General features: G+C 64.1%; 13 protein-coding genes. 11 read left to right on the top strand and 2 right to left on the bottom strand.

From position 1 onward, the window contains the following. Window positions 1–118: 118 nt before the first annotated feature. The 7 genes from LZ016_RS05350 (at window position 119) to addB (ending at window position 12,755) form a co-directional block, all read left to right on the top strand. Window positions 119–1,894, top strand: coding sequence for a tetratricopeptide repeat-containing sulfotransferase family protein (locus tag LZ016_RS05350; RefSeq protein WP_241446320.1), 1,776 nt, complete (start codon window positions 119–121; stop codon window positions 1,892–1,894). A 157-nt stretch (window positions 1,895–2,051) separates the two neighbouring features. Next, entirely contained in the window at window positions 2,052–5,204 is a 3,153-nt protein-coding gene (locus LZ016_RS05345; RefSeq protein ID WP_241446318.1) for a TonB-dependent receptor domain-containing protein, read from the top strand. Window positions 5,205–5,350: 146 nt separating this feature from the next. Continuing rightward, window positions 5,351–7,696, top strand: coding sequence for a PAS domain-containing sensor histidine kinase (locus LZ016_RS05340; RefSeq protein WP_241446316.1), 2,346 nt, complete (start codon window positions 5,351–5,353; stop codon window positions 7,694–7,696). Further along, a complete protein-coding gene (gene tsaE, locus LZ016_RS05335) occupies window positions 7,693–8,127 on the top strand; it encodes a tRNA (adenosine(37)-N6)-threonylcarbamoyltransferase complex ATPase subunit type 1 TsaE (RefSeq protein WP_241446314.1) in 435 nt (144 codons plus the stop codon). Before LZ016_RS05340 ends, tsaE begins: the two co-directional genes overlap by 4 nt. Then, a complete protein-coding gene (locus tag LZ016_RS05330) occupies window positions 8,124–9,110 on the top strand; it encodes an aminoglycoside phosphotransferase family protein (RefSeq protein WP_241446312.1) in 987 nt (328 codons plus the stop codon). The genes tsaE and LZ016_RS05330 overlap by 4 nt, the downstream gene beginning before the upstream one ends. Next, on the top strand, window positions 9,110–9,868 hold the full coding sequence (locus tag LZ016_RS05325) for a nucleotidyltransferase family protein (RefSeq protein WP_241446310.1): 759 nt from the start codon (window positions 9,110–9,112) through the stop codon (window positions 9,866–9,868). Before LZ016_RS05330 ends, LZ016_RS05325 begins: the two co-directional genes overlap by 1 nt. Then, entirely contained in the window at window positions 9,861–12,755 is a 2,895-nt protein-coding gene (gene addB / locus LZ016_RS05320) for a double-strand break repair protein AddB (protein WP_241446308.1), read from the top strand. The genes LZ016_RS05325 and addB overlap by 8 nt, the downstream gene beginning before the upstream one ends. 2 nt (window positions 12,756–12,757) lie before the next feature. On the opposite strand, the gene LZ016_RS05315 is transcribed toward addB, so the two are convergent. Beyond that, entirely contained in the window at window positions 12,758–12,904 is a 147-nt protein-coding gene (locus LZ016_RS05315; protein WP_241446306.1) for a hypothetical protein, read from the bottom strand. 74 nt (window positions 12,905–12,978) lie between these two features. On the opposite strand from LZ016_RS05315, the gene addA reads away from it, so the two are divergent. Both addA and trxA read left to right on the top strand, forming a co-directional pair. Next, window positions 12,979–16,392 (top strand): double-strand break repair helicase AddA, encoded by a 3,414-nt coding sequence (gene addA / locus LZ016_RS05310; RefSeq protein WP_241446304.1) that lies wholly within the window; start codon window positions 12,979–12,981, stop codon window positions 16,390–16,392. Between the two features lie 62 nt (window positions 16,393–16,454). Beyond that, window positions 16,455–16,799, top strand: coding sequence for a thioredoxin TrxA (trxA, locus tag LZ016_RS05305; RefSeq protein WP_241446303.1), 345 nt, complete (start codon window positions 16,455–16,457; stop codon window positions 16,797–16,799). A 10-nt stretch (window positions 16,800–16,809) separates the two neighbouring features. On the opposite strand, the gene LZ016_RS05300 is transcribed toward trxA, so the two are convergent. Further along, complete coding sequence (locus LZ016_RS05300) at window positions 16,810–17,250, bottom strand: GFA family protein (protein WP_241446302.1); 441 nt, start codon at window positions 17,248–17,250, stop codon at window positions 16,810–16,812. Between the two features lie 118 nt (window positions 17,251–17,368). Between LZ016_RS05300 and secA the strand changes: the two genes are divergently transcribed. Further along, window positions 17,369–20,101 (top strand): preprotein translocase subunit SecA, encoded by a 2,733-nt coding sequence (gene secA / locus LZ016_RS05295; RefSeq protein ID WP_241446301.1) that lies wholly within the window; start codon window positions 17,369–17,371, stop codon window positions 20,099–20,101. Next, the gene (putA, locus tag LZ016_RS05290; RefSeq protein ID WP_241446300.1) at window positions 20,080–23,229 is read left to right on the top strand and encodes a bifunctional proline dehydrogenase/L-glutamate gamma-semialdehyde dehydrogenase PutA; all 3,150 of its coding nucleotides are present in this window, start codon (window positions 20,080–20,082) and stop codon (window positions 23,227–23,229) included. The genes secA and putA overlap by 22 nt, the downstream gene beginning before the upstream one ends. Window positions 23,230–23,379: the final 150 nt, after the last annotated feature.

The following is a 23,379-nucleotide window of genomic DNA, read 5'->3' as shown; positions in this document are numbered from 1 at the left end:
TGGCTCGCTCGTAGCCCGCGGTTGACGACGCTTCCAAGCCGCATCTAAGCGCTGGGGCGCATAGGCGGTTGCCCCATGGCATTGACGATCTGCCTCTCCTGAACATAAGCCTCTGAGGATGCTAGCTAAATTGACGGTCCAGGAAGAAATCGAAGCATTGTTGGACGAGGATCTGGCGAAGGCTTGCGAAAAAGCGCGCGAGCATGTCGCCGAGAACCCCAAAGACGAGAATGCGTCGCTCCTTCTTATGACGCTTGTTCGCCGCTTCGCCGAAGCCGCGGAAAGCAGAAGCCGCCACGGACCCTCCGTCGCCCCAGCAGTCGCGGAAGCGACGGACCTCATTGCGAAGGGTGACATGGAGCGCGCCGAGATGCTCCTTCGCCAGCATTTGAAGTTCCAGCGCCACGATCCGCCGGCGATGCACTTGATGGCGGAGATCGCGGCGCGGTGCGGTTTCCGTGAGGATGCCGAGCGGATCCTCAACCAGTCGGCCGTCATCCACGCCGCTTCGGCGGAGGCATGGGCGAGCCTCGGACGCGTGCTGCACCGGATTGCCTGCGCCCGCGACTATCCTGACTACATCCCGCGATCGATCTCGGCACTGGATGAGGCTGACCGGCTCAGTCCCGGGCATGAGGGCGCGCTGGCCTACAAGGCCGCCATCCTCGTGCAGGTTCGGGACCTGAGCGAAGGCCGCGCGGCGTATGAGCGCCTGCTCGCAGTGCATCCGCACGTTTCCGCGCACTGGATGAACTACGCTCACCTGATCAAGACGATAGGGGAGTTCGGGCCGGCCGTGGCGGCTTACCGAACCGCCATCGCCCTCGAGCCTACCAACGGCGCGGCGTGGTGGGGCATGGCCAACCTCAAGCTGGCGGCCTTCTTCGATGAGGATCTGCGCCTGATGGCAGAGGTTCTCGACGGCGATCAGCTCACTGATGCGAGCCGTGTCGAAATCAACTTCGCGCTGGCGAAGGCGCTCGATCAGGCGAAACGGTTCGACGAAGCCGCCCGACGCCTAAAGGACGGCAACGACCTCCGGGCGCGAACTCATCCCCCGGATGCGGAGATGGTCACGGGCGACGTCAATTTCGTGACCAGCGTGTTCACGAGGGAGTACTTCGCTAAGCGGGAAGGGTGGGGCGATCCCAGCCCCGACCCCATATTCATTCTGGGCATGCCGCGTTCCGGGTCGACGCTCTTGGAGCAAATCCTATCCAGTCACTCGTCCATCGAGGGGACGGAGGAACTCTTCATCATCTTGCAGCTGGCGGGCGAAATCGCTCATGCACACCGCGGCAAGCAGCCCGAAGAGATCATGGCGGCCTTGCGCGAAGACGAGGTGGCGACGGTCGGCAAACGCTACGTCGATCTCGCAAAGCGGTATCGCATGACCGACAAGCCGTTCTTCACCGACAAGAATCCGTCGAACTGGCGCTACACCGGGCTCATCCACTGCATGCTGCCCAATGCCAAGATCATCGACATCCGTCGCAACCCGCTCGACTGCTGCTTCGCCAATTATATTCAGCATTATCAGGTCGGCGCGAACTTCAGTTATAACCAGACCGAGCTCGGCCGATATTACGCCGACTATGTGCGTATGATGCGGCACTTCGACGAGGTCCTTCCGGGCCGTGTCCACCGGGTCATTTACGATGATCTCGTCGACAACACGGAGCATGAGGTGCGCCGGCTTCTCGACTATCTAAGGTTGCCGTTCGAGGAGGGGTGCCTCCGCTTTTTCGAGACCAAGCGCGCGATCCACACGCCGAGCTCCGAGCAAGTCCGGCAGCCGATCAACCGCTCGGGCTTCGGCCGCTGGCGGAACTACGAGCCGTGGTTGGGTGATCTTCGGAGCAGTCTCGCCGAGGTGATGGAAGACTGGCGCTAAATTGTCGTTTTCACGACTTTTTGGTCATGTGGCATTAATGTGACACGTTTCTGGTAAGTTGCGCAGCGGGACGGGAAAGTAATTTTCTTTCCACGGACCATACGCCACTAACCCCCCGGGAATCTTAGTATCCGTACCTCGAGGGGATATCCAACACATGCGCCGCACGAACGCACTCATTTTGTCTACGGCATCGCTTTTTGCGCTGACCACGACCCCGGCCTTTGCGCAGACCGCGCAGGCTCCGGTTGACACCACGCCTGAGAAGCAGGCGGAAGGCGAGGCGGTTCCGCCGTCTAGCGAGACCACGAACGCCGAAGGTCAGGCCACCTCTCAGGGCGAGATCGTCGTCACCGGTTCGCGCATTCGCCGCGACAATTTCAACACGCCGCAGAACATCGACATCGTCACTCGTGACGACCAGGTGCTCGCGGGCACCCGCTCGACCGCGGAAACCCTGCAGAGCGCGGCGATCACGTCGGGTACGGCGCAGATCAGCGGCTCGTTCCTGGGCTTCGTGTCGGAAGGCGGCCAGGCTGCCAACACGGTCGGTCTTCGTGGTCTCGGCTCTTCGCGTACGCTCGTCCTGCTCAACGGCCGCCGCCTGGCGCCGGCGGGCGTCGGCAACCAGCTGATCGCGGCCGACCTCAACGTCCTTCCGACTGCCATCGTGCAGCGCATCGAAGTGCTGCGTGAGGGTGCTTCGTCGATCTACGGTTCGGATGCGATCGCGGGCGTTATCAACATCATCACCGACTCGTCGCTCAACGGCATCACCGTCGATGCGTACGCTGATGCCCCGCTTGAGGGTAACGGCCGCACGCTTCGTGGCTCGATCACCGCCGGCAAGACCTTCGACCGCGGCCACATCACGGCTTCGTTCGAGTATCGCAACTTCCAAGGCCTGCGTCAGAACGACCGCGACGACTATCGTTGTCCCCGCGATCTGTTCCATGTGAACGGTCAGGAGGTCGGTCAGCTCGATCCGTCGACCGGCCAGCTGCGCTGTTTTCCATTCCAGTACGATAGTTTGGGCATCGCCAGCGGCTATGGCATTTACTACAGCTTCAACACCGGCGCGCTCGGCCGTATCACTTTCCCGGGTTACACAACCGGCAATTTCGACATCAACGGTGCGCCGGTTGTCGTGAACGACAGCAACCTGCGTCCGCCGCCGAGCCCGTCCCAGCTCTTCGGTCACGTGCTCTCGCCGGTCCAGACCTACACCGGCTACCTGAACGGCGCCTATGACCTCGGGGTCCTTGGCGACGCTGAGCTTTACGGCGAAGCTCTGTACACCCGTCGCCAGTCTCACCAGGATTATGCGACGCAGCTGAATTTCAGCGGCGGCCTGAATCCCGGCGTGCAGCTATACGGCGGTAACTATGCCGGCACTCCGCTGGAGGAATATGGCTTCCCGGTGTCGCCCTTCTTCCCGACCGCTTGGGCTAACGCGGGCATCAACTACTTCACGCCGTTCATCGTGCCGGAGCAGCTGGGATTCCAGAGGCAGAAGGTAAACTTCTTCCGCGGCAACATCGGTCTTCGCGGTGACACGGGTCTCGGTGACTGGCGCTACGACGCGAATGCGCAGATCTCGCGCACTCGCGCCAAGGAGAACGTCTGGAACCCGACGACGACCGCGCTCAGCAATGCGCTGATCGCCGTCGAGGCGCCGTCCGGAACGCCTTCGCAGTACATCACGGTCGGTCTTCCGGGTCAGACGGGCGCGGGTATCAACTACACCTGCTCCAGCAACCTGACGAATGGCACGTACAACGGCGGCACCTGCGTCCCGCTGAACTTCATGGATCCGCAGATCCTGTTGAACGGTGCCATCCCGACGAACGTCTACAATTACATCTATCAGAACAACGTCAATCGCACGAAGTTCGACCAAGACACGTTCCAGTTGGTCTTCGACGGTTCGCTGTTCGACCTCCAGGGTGGATCGGTGAAGGCGGCCGTCGGTGCTGAGCATCGCCGCGACCACATCAACGACAAGCCGTCGGATGCTGCTCTCGCGGGTGAACTCTACAACCGCGCCTCGGCTGGCATCACAAAGGGTTCGGACGCGGTGAATGAGCTGTTCGCCGAGCTCAACATCCCGATCATGAAGGACAAGCCGTTCGTGAACCTGCTCGAGGTCGATCTCTCGGGCCGTTACACGCACTACAAGTCCTACGGCGGGGATACGACGTACCACATCAATGCGCAGTGGGCGCCGGTGGCGGCACTTCGGTTCCGCGGCAACTACGGCACCAACTTCCGTGCCCCGAACCTTTACGAGCAGTTCGTTGCCGATCAGACGGGCTTCTACCCGCCGTCGATCGATCCATGCAGCGACTTCGCGAACAACTTCGACCCGGGTTCGACGCGATACAACAACTGCCTCGCGGCTCTTGAGCCGATCCTTGGTACCGAGGGCGCCTTGGGCTACATTTCGACTGCTGGCCCACAGGTTACTACCAAGGGGGGTCGTGACAACCTGAAGGCAGAAACCGCGAAGACCTGGGGTCTTGGTGCGATCTTCACGATGCCACGGCACATCGCGGACTTCTCGTTCGCGGTCGACTACTTCAACATCAAGGTGAAGGATGAGGTCAGCATCCTCAACAGCACGATCCTCACACTTTGCTACGATGCGGAAGACTTCCCGAACAACGTCTATTGTAACCTGATCCAGCCGCGTGCGGCTGAAGGTACGGCGCACCCGGGCCAGATTGTCTCCTTCGACAACCCGTACATCAACGTTGCTCGTCAGGACGTGTCGGGTATCGACTTCGATGCGCGTTATGCGACGCGTCTCTTCGGCGGTAAGTTCCAGACGCAGCTTCAGGCCACTCGAATGCTTCACCAGAAGCTCGAGCTGTTCGCTGGGAACGGTGTGTTCGACTACAACGGAACGCTCGGCTATCCGGGCTTCGGAGCCGGTCCGAAGTGGGTCGGCACGCTCGACACGCGCTTCACGCTTCCAAACGACATCACGTTCCGCTGGGGCGTCGAATACATCGGCAAGCAGGACTCTGCGAAGCTGGTTGAGCCGTTCACGATTGGCGGCCAGCCGGTTGATGTCGATCTGGAGGCGGAGGCCTACTGGAAGCACGGCGTGTCGGTGCAGTGGCTGTGGCGGAATGTCGGCCAGTTCACGGTCGGCGTGAACAACCTGTTCGACGCCAAGCCGCCGACGATCAGCGGTCACCCGCAGGTTAACGGTCAGTACTTCCGCATCGGCAACTACTTCGGTGGGGGTTCTTACGACTATCTCGGACGGTCGGTGTTCGTGAACGTCACGCACACCTTCAAATAAGCTCAACAAGGGGAGTGAGCGGGACGGGCGGGAGAAATCCCGCCCGTCTTTGTTTGTGTAGCGTGTATCGGCTTTTTGCTTTCAATGCTTTGCAAGCCGCGCGCAGCGTCTAATGTCATCTGATGCTGGTCGGCAGCGGGGACTGAATGAGCGGGCTGGGGGGCTCAACTTGGATCGTGCTGATCATCGCCGGCCTGTGGCTGGCGATCGCCGGCGCTCTCCTGGTGATCGCCGCCCGGAGAATGCGCGACGCTCGCGCCGTGGTGCAGTCCGCGAAATCCATGGCTGCCTTGCTCGACGTGGCTCCGGTCCGCCCGATGATCGTCCGCTCCGACGGGTCGATCGAGGTCGATCACCGATTGATCAGGGAACTCGGCGCTGATCAGACTCCGAAGTCCTGGGACGACCTTCAGGGCCTCGATGAGAGCGACATGGAGACGCTTCGGGAAGCGGTGCAGGGTGCCTCGCTTTCCGGTTCCTCAATTGAGTTGCAGGTAAAGTCCGCGGGATCGAACCGGGTGTTCGAGGTTAGGGGCTCACCAGCTCCGCCGCCAAACCCTGCGGGTTCCATGCTCTTGTGGTTCTCGGACACTAGCTCAGCAGAGGCGGAGCGCTCCAAGCTGGCGTTACGCATCCGTCAAACCGAGGCCGCGCTAGATTCCCTGACGCACCTCATCGAGGCCGCGCCCTTCCCCATGTGGTATCGCGGGCCTGATCTACGGCTCGGTCTCGTCAATCGCGCCTTTGTCGAGGCGGTCGAGGCGCGAGACGCTTCCGACGTCATTGGCCGGTCCACGGAACTCATCGACTCAGCGGGCCCGGACAGCGCGCGGTCGTCCGCGGAATCGGCCCTGGAGAGCGGCGGGCCTACTTCAAGCATGCAGCCCGCCACGGTTCGTGGCGAACGTCGCATGATGCGTATCGTCAACGTGCCGCTGCCGACGGGCGCGGTCGCGGGATTCGCGATCGACGTGCAGGAGTTGGAGGACGCTCGCACGGAACTGGGGCGGCACGTTCAGTCCCAGCGCGATCTCGCCGACCGCATGACGGCTGGAACGATCCAGTTCGATGCCGATCGGGCAGTGAGCTTCTTCAACCGACCATTTGCGGTGATGGCGCAGCTCGATCCGGAGTGGCTCTTCGAACGGCCCGAGTTCGACCGCGTCCTAGAGCGAATGCGTGAGCGCAACAGGCTTCCCGAAGTTCGCGACTTCCCGGTGTGGAAAGCCGAGCGGCGCGCCTGGTTTACGAGCGCCGAGGAGGTCATCGAGGAAGACTGGATCTTGGCCGATGGCGACCACTTGCGCATCGTCGCTCAGCCGCTGCCGGACGGCGGCCTCCGCATGTTCCTCGAGGACCGCACAGAGCAGGTCCGGCTAGCGTCGGCCCGCGACACCCTCCTTCGCGTTCGTGCAGCGACCTTCGACAATCTCTTCGAGGCGATCAGCGTCTTCGCTAGCGACGGTCGGCTTTACCTCTGGAATCGCCGCTTCCGTGACGTGTGGGAACTGGAAGAGGAGCGCCTCTCCGAGCATCCTCGTGTCGACGAGTTGATTCCAGCCATGGCGCGCAAGCTCGTCAATCCGACGGCCGCCGCGCAAATCCGCGAGATGGTCCGGCACACGACCAATGAGCGGCAGGCCGCAAACGGCCGCATTTCTCTCACCGACGGGCGGCATTTCGAGTTCGCCGCAGTTCCTCTGCCGGATGGCAATGCGCTTTTCACGATGGTGGACGTTACAGACTCCACGCGCATCCAATCGGCGTTGCGCGAGCGCGCGACGGCGCTGGAGGAGGCCGACCGGGTTAAGACCGACTTCGTCGCGAACATGAGCTACGAATTGCGCACGCCGCTGACCTCCATCGGCGGCTTCGCGGAGATGCTGGCAGGCGGATATGCGGGCAAGCTTGCTCCGGCGGCGTCCGGCTATGTCGATGCCATTCTCGAAGCGGTCTCGCGGCTTTCGAAGCTGATCGACGATGTCCTCGACCTGACGCAGGGCGATACCCAGGGGATCGTTCTCGAGCGCGAGCGGGTAGATGTGGCGGGCCTTTGCCGAATGGCGGTGGAAGCCGTGCAGCCTCGGGCCGCCGAGAAGAACCAGAAGGTCCAGGTCGAGATCGCCCCGAGCGCGGGCTTCACGTTCGGCGACGTGCGCAGGCTACGGGAGTCGATCGAGCACGTCCTCGACAACGCCGTCGCCTACACGGATCGGCGGGGGCGGATCCGACTGGAAGCTGCTGGAAACGACGACAAGGCGGTTATCCGCATCAGCGACAATGGGATTGGCATCGCCAAGCAGGACCTCCCGCGCGTCTTCAACCGCTTCGATCGCATCGACGAGGCGGGTGTTCGCGGCGAAGCGGCCCTGGGTCTGGGCCTGCCGCTCACGCGCCAATTCATCGAGGCGCACGGCGGGACCATCGATCTGGAATCGAAGAAGGGGAAAGGCACGACCGTCACCCTGACGATCCCGCGCGCATCGAAATGATCCTAACGGACGAACGATCGACCGAGAATTTGGGCAAGCGGATCGCCGCGAACTTGCGCGCAGGCGATGTCGTCACCCTCTCCGGGCCTCTGGGAGTGGGCAAGACCGCCCTTGCGCGCGGAATCCTCGCGGCGCTTGGGCATGAAGGCGAGGTGCCGAGCCCCAGCTTCGCGATCGTCCAGCCCTATGACGATCTTGATCCGACAGTCTGGCATGTCGATCTCTACCGCGTCGAGGACATCTCGGAGCTCGACGAACTCGGCCTGGACGCTGCTGCCGAGGGTGTATTGCTCGTTGAGTGGCCTGAGAGGGCCGGCGTTGCCGCCTGGCCCTATGCGCTCCGCCTAACCCTGGATTTCGCGGAGGACGGCGCGAGGCGCTTGACAGCAGAGGTCCCGCCTTCATGGCAGGATCGATGGCCTCCTCAATGATTCCTCCGGCACACGCTCCCGAATTCCTCGCGTCTTGCGGCTGGGCTGGTGCGGAAATTCTCCCCTTGGCGGGCGACGCGTCGTTTCGGCGTTACTTCCGTATTCGTCACGGCGATCGCACCGCGGTCCTCATGGATGCTCCGCCGCCGCATGAGGACCCGAGGCCCTTCGTCGCCGTCGCCGAATGGCTTGCCGACAAGGGCTTGAGCGCTCCGGAAATCCTGGCCCGTGATCTGGAAAAGGGCCTCCTGCTGCTGGGCGATTTCGGCGACTGGCGTCTCCGCGAGTTCCTGGATGACGATCCTTCGCGCGAGCAGGAACTGTACGAGCTGGCCACCGACGTTCTGGTCCACCTGCACCAGCACCCGCCAATGCCGGGCTTGCCACCGCATGGCCTCGAGCATTGGCTGGAGGAGCTGAAGCTCTTTACGCAATGGTATTGCCCGGCAGTCGGCTTGACGGTGGACGAAGCTGCATATCTGGACGCCTGGGCGACGGTGCTGAAGCCGGTGGCGGAGGACGGTCTCGCGCCTGTCACAGTCCTGCGCGATTATCATGCCGAGAACGTAATGCTCGTGAAGGGTCGCGAAGGCGTGTCCCATTTTGGCCTGCTCGATTTTCAGGATGCCCTTGCCGGTCACCCTGCCTACGATCTCGCGTCGGTGCTGGAAGATGCGCGCCGAGATGTCCCGCCGGTGATCGAACGGACGATGATCGATCGCTATGTGGCCGCGACGGGCGGCTCGAACGTATTCGAACGCGCCTATTGGGCGCTCGCCGCACAACGGAATACCCGGATTCTTGGCGTCTTCACCCGTTTGTGGAAGCGCGACAACAAGCCCGGCTACCGCCGCTTCCAACCGCGAATGTGGGGGCTGTTGGAACGCGATCTTGCTCAGCCGGGTCTCGAGCCTGTGCGTGATTGGTTCGACGTGAATGTGCGGCCTGAGCACCGGATCGACCCGTGGAGGCAGGCCGCGTGATGTCCGCTCGCCGCGCCCTCAGGCTTCGCGCCGAAGTTGCGGCCGAAGTGCCGAAGACGGCGATGGTTATGGCCGCAGGCCTGGGCAAAAGGATGCGCCCGCTCACTGCAACGCGACCGAAGCCGCTCGTCGAGGTCGCCGGGCGCGCGCTTCTCGACCATGTGCTCGACCGTTTGCGTTCCGCGGGCGTGCAGAAGGTCGTCGTTAACGTGCATTACCTGCCCGGTGCGGTGGAAGCGCACCTGGCGACGAAGGCGGACGGCCTCGAGGTCGTCATTTCCGATGAGCGCGATGTCCTCCTCGAAACCGGCGGAGGATTGGTCAGGGCCGGGCCGCTGATCGATGCCGACCCATTCCTTGTCGTCAACAGCGACAATCTCTGGATCGACGGTCCCGCGGATACGCTCAGGCTGCTCGCGTCGCATTGGGATAGCGAGCGAATGGATGCGCTCCTTCTGCTCGTGCCCCACGCGCGCGCGCAGAACCATCGCGGCATGGGAGACTTCCACATGGACCGGACGGGGCGCCTTCGCCGCCGCGAGCGGTCGCGCGTCGCGCCCTTCGTCTACACCGGCATCCAGATGATGGCGAAATCGCTCCTGGAAGGCGCGCCCGAAGGACCCTTCTCCACCAACATCCTGTGGAACAAGGCCATCGAAGCGGGCCGCTGCTTCGGCGCGGTTCACCAGGGTCTTTGGTTCGATGTCGGAACGCCAGCCGCCATCCCGAAGACGGAGGCCTTTCTGGCCGATGCTTGAGGGACTAGCGGCGCGGCCGTCAGTCTTCACGATCCCGATCCACCGCTCGTTCGCGGACTCACTAGCTGCGGGCCTCATCGCCAAATACGGCGCCGACCCACTCGCCTTGGCGGGCGGCCGGATCCTCGTGCCCAACAACCGTGCGGTTCGAACGGTCACGGAAGCCTTCGTCCGCGCGAGCGGGTCCGGATTGCTCCTCCCAAGACTGATCCCGATCGGAGATCCGGACCTGGAGGAGCGGGTAGGGGGCGCGCTCGATCCGGCCGATGACGTCGAGCCGCTTCCCCCTGCGATCGAACCGCTGGAGCGCTTGGCGGCGCTCGCATCGCTTGTCCGAAAGCCTGACGAGTCTTCCGCCGAGGCGCTAAGGCTCGCGTCCGAGCTGGCACGCACGATGGATGCGCTGACGATCGAGGAAGTGGACCCGCGATCGCTCGCAGAGGCGGCGGCTGATGCGCCCGAGCTCGCCTCGCATTGGGAGAAGGCGCTCGAACGATTTCGGCCCGTCCTGGACCGCTGGCCGGCGATGCTCGCCGAGCGTGGCCGCCTCGATCTCACCGACCGGCGCAACCGCCTGCTTCGCCGGACGGCCGAGCGATGGAGCGCGGCACCGCCGAGCGGCTTCACGGTCGCTGCGGGCGTGACCACCGCCGCACCCGCGGTCGCTGCCTTGTTGGCGTGCGTCGCGCGTATTCCCAACGGCATGGTCGTCGTCCCGGGCCTGAGCCTAGACGGTGCGATGCCGGACGAGGAATGGGAGGCACTCGGACCCGACGACCGGGGCCGTACCGAAGAAACTCATCCGCAATTCCATTTGAAGGTCTTGCTCGATCGCGTCGGCGTGGCTCGCGGCGAAGTGCAGCTTTGGCCTGCCTCGGGGAGGGCGTCGTCGCCCGCAGTTCGCTCCCGCGCGATTTCCCATGCCATGACGGCCGCAGACTTCAGCGACAAATGGAACAGCCTGAAGCCGGCCGAGCGCCGTCTAACGGGCGTCCGGGCAATCGAAGTCGCCGATCCGGCGGCCGAGGCGCAAGCCATCGCCTTGGCCATCCGAGAGGCCCTGGAAACTCGCGGTAAAACAGCGGCCCTGGTCACGCCCGACCGCCTTCTGGCCGAACGCGTGTCTGCTCTTCTCGGCCGATGGAGCATCGAGGCGGACGACAGTGCCGGGCGAGCGCTGTCACAGCTCGCCCCGGGCACTTTCCTCTTGGCCTTGGTCTCAGCAGCCGCAGAGGATCTCGCCCCGGTTCCGCTCCTTGCGCTTCTCAAGCACCCGCTGGTCGGCGGGGAGGGAGAGGCGCGACGGGCGTGGATGGACGACGTGCGCGAACTAGACATCGCGTTGCGTGGCCCCCGGCCCGCCGGTGGTCTGGAAGGCCTCGACAAGCACTTCAGCGGGCATCATCGCGCCGAGCGCGCGTGGCGCCGTATCCGTCCGCAGCTTGCAGCCGTCGAGACTCTTCTCCGACATGATCAGCCGCTTTCGGCCTTTGCGGGTTCGCTGACGCACGCGGCCCAGCAATTGGCTGGAGGTCGTGTCTGGAGCGGGTTCGCAGGTCGATCGGCGGCCGAACTGATCGCAAGGGTGCAAGCGGTTGCCACGGATCTAACCGTGACGGCCGACGACGCGCTGCCGATCCTGCATCGTCTGCTCGAAGAGGTGCGCATCCGCCCACCTTATGGCGGTCATCCGCGCGTGTTCATCTGGGGCCTTCTGGAAGCGCGTCTGCAGCAGGCCGACCTGATGATCCTCGGCGGCCTCAACGAGGGGGTGTGGCCAGCGCTTCCGTCGCCCGATCCATGGCTGGCGCCGAAGATCCGCGCGAACCTCGGATTGCCCGGGCTGGAGTTCAGAGTTGGGCTCTCCGCTCACGATTTCGCTAGCGCCCTTGGCGCTCCGCAGGTCCTGATCACTCGCTCGCGGCGAGATAGCCGTTCGCCGACCGTGGCGTCGCGTCTGTGGTTGCGGCTGCAGGCGATGACGAGCGGACTGGCGCATGAGACGCGCCTTGAGAGGCTGGCGCTCACTCTCGACAAATCCAGGACGACGAAGCCTGCCGATCGTCCCGCTCCGCGCCCTGAACGAGAACAGCGGCCAAGAAAGATTTCCGTGACGTCGGTCGACCGCCTGAAGGCCGATCCATTCGCCTTCTATGCGCAGGCCGTACTCGGTCTGAGAAGGCTCGACCCGGTCGATGCGGACCATAGTGCAGCGTGGAAGGGGACGGCGGTCCACGAGGTCCTCGAGCAATGGCTCAAGAACGACGACTGCAATCCTGACAAGCTCGTCGAGCGCTCGCGGTCGTTGCTTACGAGCGAGACCATCCACCCGATGCTGCGCGCGCTCTGGCAGCCGCGGCTGATGGAAGCGATCCGCTGGATCGAGGAGCAGGAGCGGGAGAACCAGGCGCAAGGGCGCGTGCCGCTCGCGGCCGAGCTACGCGGTGAAGCTGAATTCGACGGGGTCACGCTTCACGGCAAGGCCGATCGCATCGACAGGCTGGCTGGCGGTGGCATCGGCATCGTCGACTACAAGACCGGGAAGGCGCCCAGGCAGAAGGCTGTCGAAGCTGGCTTTTCGCTTCAGCTCGGATTGCTGGGAATGATCGCTGAAGCAGGCGGGTTCGAGGGCATTTCAGGCCTGCCGCGCGCGCACGAATATTGGTCGCTGAGCAAATATGGTGATCAGTTCGGCAAGTGCGTTCGCCCCGACAGGAAGACGGGGCCGGAAGAATTTCTCGACCATGCTCGCCGCAATTTCATGGAAGCCTGCGCCAAATGGCTGACCGGTGACGAACCGTTCACGGCCAAGCTCAATCCCGCCTACGCGCCCTATGGCGATTATGATCATCTGATGCGGCTGGAAGAATGGTACGGCCGCAGATGAGCCTAGCGGCGCGGCCTCTTCTTGATCTTGGACGCGTAGAGAAGCGCGGCGACGATGGCTGCCGAACCGATGCCGACGGCAACACCCGCCTTCACGAGCTTCTTGCTGCGCTGCTCGCTGGCTTCGTCCCTGTTGCTGTCGTCGGCCATGATCTTCCTCTGAAAGCTAGTCCTTGCCGTCCCTCTATGGGGCTGCGCTGGACAATGGAAGCGGGTGCGCGCGCATGAGGAAGCGCTTCAATCCGCTCCCGGTGCTGGAGGGTGCGCAGGCGTCCGCGGTCGAGCCGAACATCCATGCCTCGCTGTCGGCTTCCGCAGGGACGGGGAAGACACAAGTTTTGACGGGCCGGGTGCTCCGCCTCCTGCTGAGCGGTGTCGATCCCGAAGCAATCCTCTGCCTGACATTCACGAAGGCCGGCGCCGCGGAAATGGCGAACCGCATTGGCGCCCGCCTCGCCGCCTGGGTGCGTCTCCGTGACGCCGAGCTCCGCAAGGAATTGTACGCGCTCCGCGAAGACACCGGACCGGAGATGCTTCAGCGTGCGCGACGGCTGTTTGCGAAAGTGCTGGAGGCGCCTGGCGGCCTTCGCATCCAGACGATCCACGGCTTCGCGCAGGCCCTGCTCGCCTCGTTCCCGGCGGAGGCGGGAATTACGCCGGGGTTCACGCCGATAGAAGGCCGAGCGGAGCAGGAGCTTGCGCGCACCACGCTCGCCAACCTGATCGCCGATGCCGAAGCCCGCAACGACGAGCGCCTGATCAGCGACGTGCAGTGTCTGAGCCTTCGCCTGGGGGAAGAAGGGGCGGCAAAATATCTGATGCTATGCGCCGGAGCGGCCGACGCCATGGCCGCTTTCGGGTCTCCGGAGACGATCGAGCCGCTGTTGCGCCGGGTGATGCAATTGCCGGACGAGTCCGTGGCGGATTTCATCGCGCACCAATGCCACGACGACCGTTTCGACTGCGACCTTTTGCAAGCCATTGCCGATGCCAACCGACGGTGGGGCGTGCAGACGGGATTGGGCCACGCGGAGGCAATCGACCGCTGGCTTTCGTTGAGCCCGATCGAACGAGCGGCGGCGCTTCCGAAGCTGCGCAAAGTGGTGATGACCGACAAGGACACTCTCCGGGTGTCTGCTGGCCAGTCGAAGGCCGAGCCGCACTATGAAGCGCATGCCGGACGCCTTTCGAACCTGATCGGCGAGCTCGTGCGCATTCAGAACGGCGCCAAGCTTGCCGCGGACATGGCTGCCGGTCTGCGTGCCGGACAAGCCTTCGCCGCTTCCTACACCCGGGCGAAGCGGAGTGCCGGCGTCGCCGACTTCAACGACCTGATCGCCTGGACCAGGCATCTGCTCGCGACGCCGGGCATGGGCGAGTGGGTCCGCTACAAGCTGGATCGGCGGACCGATCACATCCTGGTCGACGAATCCCAGGATACCAATCGCGAGCAGTGGGAAATCGTTCAGGCGCTCGCCTCCGAATTCTTCGTGGGGCTCGGCGCAGCGGAGAGCCGGGGACGCTCGATCTTCATGGTGGGCGACTTCAAGCAGGCGATCTTCGGCTTTCAGGGCACCGACCCGCAGGAATTCGAAAATGCCCGCCAGTGGGTGCGCGAGCGCTCCGCCGCTCTGCTGGAAGCACAGGGAGATGAGCGCTCGGGATCGGCACTCGAGTTCAGGGACCTGTCCATCGAGGCGAGCTTTCGCTCGGCGCCCGCCGTCCTCGACGTTGTCGACGCGGTCATCGATGAGGTCGGTTACCGGAACATGGGTCTTCCGGATGAGCCGAGGCGGCATCAGCCGCATTTCTACGGCCGCCCGGGGGCCGTCGAACTGTGGGCGCCCTTCGCGCCGGAGACAGACGCAAACGGCGAAGAAGGCGAGGAGGGCTGGCTCGGCGAGGATGCGCGCCTCTACGCCAGCGTGCTGGCGAAGCAGGTTCGAAGATGGCTGGATGAAGCGCCCGTCCTCGCTTCGACCAAGCGGCCGATGACGCCCGGGGACGTGCTCGTCCTTGTGCGTAGCCGCGGTGAACTGGCGTCGCTGATCGTGGCCCGGTTGTTTGAAGAGGGCGTGCCGGTTGCGGGGATCGATCGCCTGCACTTGCAGGAACCGCTTGCGGTCAAGGACCTGCTGGCGGCCATCACCTTCGCTGTTCAGCCCCTGGACGACCTCAACCTCGGCAATTTGCTGGTTTCGCCGCTGGTCGGTTGGAGCCAGGAATTGCTGCTCGAGCTGGCTTACGGACGTGGGCAGGTTTCGCTGTGGCAGCGACTAGGTGAACGCGGCGATGACAGGCCCGAGTTCCGGCAGGCGCGCGACCTTCTGACCTCGCTGCTGGCGATGGCGGATTTCACCACGCCGCATCGCTTTCTCGAGACCATCCTGTCGGGTTCGATGGACGGCCGCCGCAAAATTTACGCTCGGTTGGGAATGGCTGCCCGCGATCCGATCGACGAGTTGCTGTCGAGCGCGCTGGAATTCGAGCAGAAGGAAATCGCTTCCCTGGACCGCTTCCTCGCGTGGTTCGCGAGGGGCGATGTCGAAATCAAGCGCGACCCGTCGGCGCCATCCAATGCGGTGCGCGTGATGACCGTGCACGGCGCCAAGGGCCTCGAAGCGCCCGTCGTGATCCTCGCCGATGCGACGGCGGACCCCGCGCGGCTCGGGGGCATCTCGCGCATCTTGAGCTTCCCGGTTCCGGGTGTCGGCAGCGTCCCGCTCCTTCGTCCGCGAAAGGTGGAGCGTGTCACGCCATTCGATACGCTGATTGCAGCGGAGGAGGAGCGGGACCTTCAGGAGCATTGGCGCCTCCTCTACGTGGCCCTGACGCGAGCCGAGGAGCGACTGGTGATCGCTGGGCTCCAGCCCAAGACCAAGGATGGGATTCGCCCCGAGAATTCCTGGCACGTCCGCGCTGAGCGCGCCCTCAGGTCTCTCGCTGCGGAAGAGTTGGAGGATCCTGCGTGGGGTCGTGTTCTGCGCTATCGTGGTGACGTCGCACCGGCGGCGATCAAGCTGAAAGCACTTCCCAACGCCGTTCCGGGGCCGGCCATTCCAGAGTGGGCGCGAACGCCGGCGCCGCCTGAGGCGCGCCCGCCGCGCCCGCTCGCGCCCTCCGCGATCGCCGAGGACAAGGAGGCCGCGCCTCCGCCGAGCGCTGCCATGCGGGCAGCGGCCGAGCGGGGTACGCTCATCCACGCGCTGCTCGAACGGTTGGCAGACGTCGCGCCCGACCAGCGCCATGCGACGGCGCTGCGTTGGCTGGAGCGGTCCGCCGGTCTCTCTGACGCCAAATCGCGAAAGGAGATCGCGGACACCGTATGCAACGTCCTCTCCGATCCCAGCTTTGCACCGCTATTCGGCCCGGGTTCGCTCGCCGAAGCTCCGCTCGCGGCGACGCTTCCGGACGGCACGGTCGTCGCCGGCACGGTCGACCGGCTTCTCGTGGAGCACGACCGCGTTTCCGTGATCGACTTCAAGACCGGTCGCGTTCCGGACTCCGCTTCGTCGATTCCGACCTCGCACCGCGCGCAGATGAGTGCTTATGTGGAGGCGCTGCGAGTCATTTTTCCGGGACGGGAGGTGCGCGCGTCGCTGCTCTACACCAGCGGTCCTAAGCTCATCGCGGTGTAGGATTGAGGTGATGACCCACAGTCCCCATATCTGGGCCAACTTCCGTTAGGAGATTTGTTGAAATGGCCACCAAGACCGTCACCGACCAGAGTTTCGAAACCGACGTGCTGGGCGCCGAGGGCGCTGTCCTCGTCGACTTCTGGGCCGAGTGGTGCGGTCCGTGCCGCATGATTGCCCCGGCTCTGGAGGAAATCTCCAACGACCTCGGCGACAAGGTCACGGTCGCCAAGCTTAACATCGACGAGAATCCCGACATTCCGGGCCGCTATGGCGTCCGCGGCATTCCGACGATGTTGCTGTTCAAGGGCGGCCAGCCGGTTGCCCAGAAGGTCGGCGCCGCTCCGCGCAGCCAGATACAGCAGTGGCTCGAGAGCAATCTCGACGGCCAGTCGCAGGCGAACGGCTGACTGTGACAAATCACTCGGGCGGCTCGGTTCCTTCGAGCCCCCGAGTGTCCGGCCTGAACTTGTCATGCCGCGGCAGGTCGTCTCCCGGGTCGAACCAGGCGACCTTGCTTCCCCAGAAGATGTGAAACCCGGGCGGGACATCGTCCGGCTGATCCAGCGTCGCGATCGGGAAATCGACCGTTTCCGGCTGATGGTCGACCTGGATCCGCAGCGGTGACCCGCATTCGCCGCAGAACTCGCGGTGTCCGAAGCTGGAGGAGCGGAAACGGCCAACCTTGTCTTTGCCCGCGGTCCATCGGAAATCCTCGGTCGGAACCGAGGCGAAGGCCATCGCGGGCGCGCCGCCGAACAGCTGGCAGGTCCGGCAATGGCACCAGCCGGCATCGAACGGATCGCTGGAAAGTTCGTACCGGACGGTCCCGCAAAGACACCCGCCGGACCACTTGCGCATATACTTCCCCTTCATTGACTACGGCTGGGGCGCTGCCTACATCGCCCGCCACAAATTGCCGGCTGTGTGGGGGCAGTCGTTCAGGCCTTTCTAAGCGCCCGGCACGTAAAGGATTTCCATGATCGCCGCACTGGCAAAGAGCATCTTCGGATCGGCAAACGACCGCTATGTCCGAGGCCTCGGGAAGTATGTCGAAGCCGTAAACGGCTTCGAGCCCACGATTTCAGCCATGACGGACGACGAGCTGCGAGGTCAGACCGAGATTTTCCGTCGTCGCCTGTCGGAAGGCACGAAGCTCGACGACCTCCTTCCGGAAGCGTTCGCCACGGTCCGCGAAGCAGCCAAGCGAACGCTCGGCCAGCGGCATTACGACGTTCAGCTGATCGGCGGCATCGCGCTTCACCGCGGTGAGATCGCCGAGATGAAGACGGGCGAAGGCAAGACGCTCGTTGCCACGCTCGCGACCTATCTAAATGCGCTGCCCGGCAAGGGCGTCCACGTCGTCACCGTGAACGACTATCTCGCCCGCCGCGACGCGGAGTGGATGGGCCAGATCTACCGCTTCCTCGGCCTCACCGTCGGCGTGATCGTTCCGAACATGACGGACCAGGCTCGGCGCGAGGCGTACGACAGCGACATCACCTACGCGACGAACAACGAGCTCGGTTTCGACTACCTCCGCGACAACATGAAATACTCGCGGGACCAGATGGTCCAGCGGCCGTTCAATTTCGCGATTGTCGACGAGGTGGACTCCATCCTCATCGACGAGGCGCGGACTCCGCTGATCATTTCCGGCCCTACTGACGACAAGTCCGAGCTCTACGTCTCGGTCGACAAGATCGTGAAGGGCTTCACAGCCGAAGATTACGAGAAGGACGAAAAGCAGAAGAGCGTCGTCCTGACGGAGGACGGCACCGAGAAGGCGGAGCGCATGCTCGAGGAAGCCGGCCTGATCGAGGGCCGCAACCTCTATGACATCGCCAACACGCAGGTCGTCCACCACCTGAACCAGGCGCTCAAGGCGATCGTCATGTTCAAGCGGGACATCGACTACATCGTGAAGGATGAGAAGGTCGTCATCATCGACGAGTTCACCGGCCGCATGATGGACGGACGCCGCTGGTCCGATGGTCTCCACCAGGCCGTGGAAGCCAAGGAGGGCGTCCAGATCGAGCCGGAGAACCAGACGCTCGCCTCGATCACCTTCCAGAATTACTTCCGCATGTATCCGAAGCTGTCGGGAATGACCGGAACGGCCGCGACGGAAGCGCCGGAGTTCTTCGACATTTACCGGATGAACGTCGTTACCATTCCGACGAACGTGCCCGTGCGGCGCGTCGACGAGGACGACGAGTTCTACAAGAACATCACCGACAAGTTCGCGGCAATCGCGAAGGAAATCCGCAAGCGCCAGGAGATGGGCCAGCCGGTTCTCGTCGGCACGGTGTCGATCGAAAAGTCGGAGATGCTATCGGAGTTCCTGGAGCGCGAAGGCATCAAGCATTCGGTGCTCAATGCGCGCTTCCATGAGAGCGAAGCGCACATTGTCGCGCAGGCCGGCCGCCTTGGTGCGGTGACCATTGCCACCAACATGGCGGGCCGCGGCACCGATATTCAGCTCGGCGGCAACCTCGAGTTCCGCATGCAGGACGAGTTCCCCGACCTCGTCGAGGGCACTCCGGAATATCAGGCGCACGCAGACAAGATCCGCGCCGAGATTGCGGTGGAGAAGCAGCAGGCGCTGGATGTCGGCGGTCTCTTCGTGCTCGGCACGGAACGTCACGAAAGCCGGCGCATCGACAACCAGCTCCGCGGCCGTTCAGGCCGTCAGGGCGACCCGGGCCTCAGCCGCTTCTATCTCAGCCTCGACGACGACCTGCTGCGCATTTTCGGGCCGCAGACGATGTTCGCGCGACTGATGAACAAGAACCTTGAGGACGGCGAGGCAATCATCAGCCCGTGGATCTCGAAGGCCATCGAGACCGCGCAGAAGAAGGTCGAAGCCCGCAACTACGACATTCGCAAGCAGGTCGTCGAATACGACGACGTGATGAACGACCAGCGCAAGGTCATCTACGAGCAACGCGCCGAGATCATGGACGCGGACACCGTCAGCGACGTGGTCGCCGACATGCGCGCCGAGACGGCCGTTTCGCTCGTGACCGCTTCATGCCCGCCGGGCAGCTATCCGGAGCAGTGGGACGTCAACACGCTCAAGGAGAGCGTCGAGTTCATCTTCGGGCTTCAGCCTCCAATCGACGAGTGGCTGGAAGAGGATGCTGTCGAGCAGGACATCATCATCGAGCGGCTTCAGAAGCTGGCCGACGAGGCGATGGCCGCCAAGCTCGCCGATTTCGATCCGGAGCATTGGAACAACGTGGAGAAGAACATCCTTCTCCAGACCCTCGACCATTTCTGGAAGGAGCACCTCGCGACGCTCGATGCGCTGCGTGCGGTGATTCACTTGCGCAGCTACGCGCAGAAGAAGCCGATCGACGAGTACAAGCAGGAAGCCTTCCTGCTGTTCGAGCGCCTGCTCATCTCGATCCGCGAGGAAGTGACCCGCGTCCTGATGCGTGCGCAGGTGCAGTTCGCGCCTCCGCCGCCGCTGGAGCTGCCGGACTTCATCACGCAGCACATCGATCCGCTTTCGGGCGATGACGACACGGCCGACTTGGATGCCGCCGCCTTTTTGTCGGGCCCTGGCACGCAGCCGCTGAACATCCCGACGCCCAATCTTCCTAAAGGTGAGAATGGCGAGACGCTTGCGCAGCCGGTGAGCCGCAACGCTCTCTGTCCCTGCGGCTCCGGCAAGAAGTTCAAGCATTGCCACGGGCAGCTGGCGTAGCGCCGCCGCCTGCGGCGGAACTGGTCGATCGCACAGAGCTGAGGCTTGCCTACCGGGCCGACGAGGAAATCGTCGTCCCGGAGCGTTTGGATCAGGCGCGTCTCGATCCTGCCGCGCTCGGCGAAGCGCTGGCGACTGCTCGTGCGCTGGTGAAGGGCGTCCGCGCCCACAAGCCGTCTGGGCTGGACGCTTTCCTGCAGGCCTACGATCTCGGCAGCGACGAGGGCATCGCCATGATGTGCCTTGCCGAAGCATTGCTCCGCATCCCCGATGCGCACACGGCCGACGAGCTCATCGCTGACAAGCTGTCCGGTCCGGATTGGGCGGAGAAACTGGGGCGTTCGGAATCTTCCTTCGTCAACGCAGCGACTTTCTCGCTGCTGCTGACCGGCAAGGTGCTGGAAGGGGCGCAGGATCGGTCCGACAACTGGAAGGCAGCTCTCGGCCGCGCAGTCGGCCGCCTGGGTGAGCCTGTCGTCCGTACGGCGGTCCGCGAGGCGATGAAGATCCTCGGCCGCAACTTCGTGTTCGGGCGCAACATCGACGAAGCTCTTCGCCGCGCGGCACCGGAACGCTCGCAAGGACTCAGCCACAGCTTCGACATGCTGGGCGAGGCGGCGCGTACGATCGAGGACGCAGAGCGCTACGCGGAAGCCTATCGCAAGGCGCTCGACCGTATCGCCAAGGAAGCCAAGGGCGGGTTCGCGGTGTCGCCGGGCATCTCGGTCAAGCTGTCGGCGCTGCATCCGCGGTACGAATGGAGCCATGCGGACGAGGTGAAGGCGTATATTCTGCCGATCCTCCGCGAACTCGCGCTGAAGGCGAGCAAGGCCGACGTTCACCTGACCATCGACGCGGAAGAGGCGGATCGCCTCGAGCTGCAGATGGACCTGTTCGAGGCGATGCTGGCGGACGAAGAGCTGTTCGCGAACGGCTGGGGCGGCTTCGGAATCGCGCTGCAAGCTTATCAGAAGCGCGCCGCGCCGCTCTGCGACTGGGGCATCAATGCTGCCCGCGCGCACCGTCGCAAGCTCATGGTGCGCCTGGTTAAGGGCGCCTACTGGGATACCGAGATCAAGGCCGCGCAGGTCGCAGGCCTGAGCGATTACCCCGTCTACACGCGCAAGGTCGCCACGGACGTGTCGTACCTCGCCTGCGCCAAGAAGCTGCTCGCGGCGAAGGATGTCATCTATCCAGCCTTCGCCACCCACAACGCGAACACGATCGCGGCCGTTAAGGCGCTCGCGGGCAAGACGAAATTCGAGTTCCAGCGGCTCCACGGCATGGGCGAGGCGCTCTACGAGGAAGTCGCCAAGCTCGAACGCGCGATCGGCGACGAGCCGACGCCGGTACGCATCTACGCGCCTGTCGGTAGCCACAAGGAACTGCTCGCTTATCTAGTCCGCCGATTGCTCGAAAACGGCGCCAACTCGTCGTTCGTGAATCGCATCGCCGACGAAGACGTCAGCCTCGACGAACTGGTCCGTGATCCCGTTGCGGACCTCGCGGCCGTGGAGCCGAAGCGGAACCCGAAGATTGTTCTGCCGCAAGAGATCTTCGGCGAGGACCGCCGCAACAGCGCCGGCGTCGACCTTTCCGATCCGCTGGTTCGCGAGCCGCTTCTGGAGCGTCTGACCGCGCTGGAGAGCCGCGAGTGGACCGCGTCGCCGACCGGATCCAAGCGCAAGGGCGAGACCGTCACGTCTCCCTACGATCACGGCGCAAAGGTCGGCACCGTGGTCGACGCCACCCAAGCAGACGTCGACCGCATGGTCCGTACGGCGACCACGGCGCAGCCCGCGTGGGATGCTCTTGGCGGCCAAGCGCGTGCCCGGCTGCTCGACCGCACTGCCGATCTGTTCGAAGAGCATCGGGAAGAATTCTTCTCGCTGTGCGTGCGCGAGGGCGGGAAGACGCTCCCCGACGCAGTGCTGGAAGTGCGCGAGGCGGTCGATTTTCTCCGTTTCTACGCCTCCGAAGCCCGCCGCCAGTTCACGGCTGCGCTCCCGCTCCCTGGCCCGACGGGTGAGCAGAACGAGCTTCGCCTCCACGGTCGTGGTGCTTTCGTCTGCATTAGCCCGTGGAACTTCCCGCTGGCGATCTTCACCGGCCCAGTCGCCGCTGCGCTGGCCGCCGGCAACACGGCGATTGCCAAGCCGGCCGAGCAGACTCCGTTGATCGGAGCCTTGGCCATCGACCTCATGCACCGCGCCGACATCCCGGAGGATGTGGTGTTCCTCGCTCCCGGCGATGGAAAGGTGGGGGCTGCGCTCACTTCCCACCCGATGATCGCGGGCGTCGCCTTCACCGGCTCGACCGAAGTCGCGCGCATCATCAACCGTACGCTTGCCGATCGCGACGGGCCCATCATCCCGTTCATCGCCGAGACCGGCGGACAGAATGCGATGATCGTCGACAGCTCGGCCTTGCCTGAACAGGTCACGCGCGACGTCATGTCCTCCGCTTTCCAGAGCGCGGGCCAACGCTGCTCCGCTCTACGCGTCCTGTTCGTGCAGGAAGACGTGGCCGACGGCATGGTCGCCATGATCGCTGGTGGCATGCAGGCGCTCGACATCGGCGATCCGCGCGACCTGACGACCGACGTTGGACCCGTGATCGACGCAGAGGCAAAGAAGGCGCTCGATCAGCACCTCGCGTGGCTCGACAAGAATGCGAAGAAGATCGGACGGCTCGAGCTGCCGGCCGCTGCGAAGAAGGGCACCTTCGTCGCTCCCGCAATGTACGAGATCGGTTCGCTGCGCGAGCTGAACCGCGAGAATTTCGGCCCAATCCTTCACGTGATCCGCTTCTCGGCGGAAGGTCTTGGCAAGGTGATCGATGAGATCAACTCGACCGGCTACGGCCTGACGCTCGGCCTTCAGAGCCGCATCGATACGACCCGCGACTTCGTCGAGCAGCGCGCGCGCGTGGGCAACCTCTACGTGAACCGCAATCAGATCGGTGCGGTCGTCGAGAGCCAGCCGTTCGGAGGCGAGGGGCTTTCCGGCACGGGTCCGAAGGCGGGCGGCCCGCACTATGTCGCGCGCTTCGCCACCGAGCGCGTCACCTGCATCGACACGACCGCCGCGGGCGGCAACGCCAGTTTGATGGCCGCCATCGAAGGCTAGACTGTCCCGCCTGTCCCTCGCCGGGACGGGCCGGACCCGCCGGAACAAGCAGCCGTTGTTATGGCGCGGGGTGGTCTTCCCAGACACGAACGCGCCTCGCCGGAGCGGTCGGGTCGAGCCCGGCCGCTTCGTTCGTTTCTGAGCCATGAG

It is taken from the genome of Sphingomonas telluris (genome assembly GCF_022568775.1).
Taxonomy (GTDB): Bacteria; Pseudomonadota; Alphaproteobacteria; order Sphingomonadales; family Sphingomonadaceae; genus Sphingomicrobium; species Sphingomicrobium telluris.
This window is presented reverse-complemented; position numbering and strand designations above follow the sequence as displayed.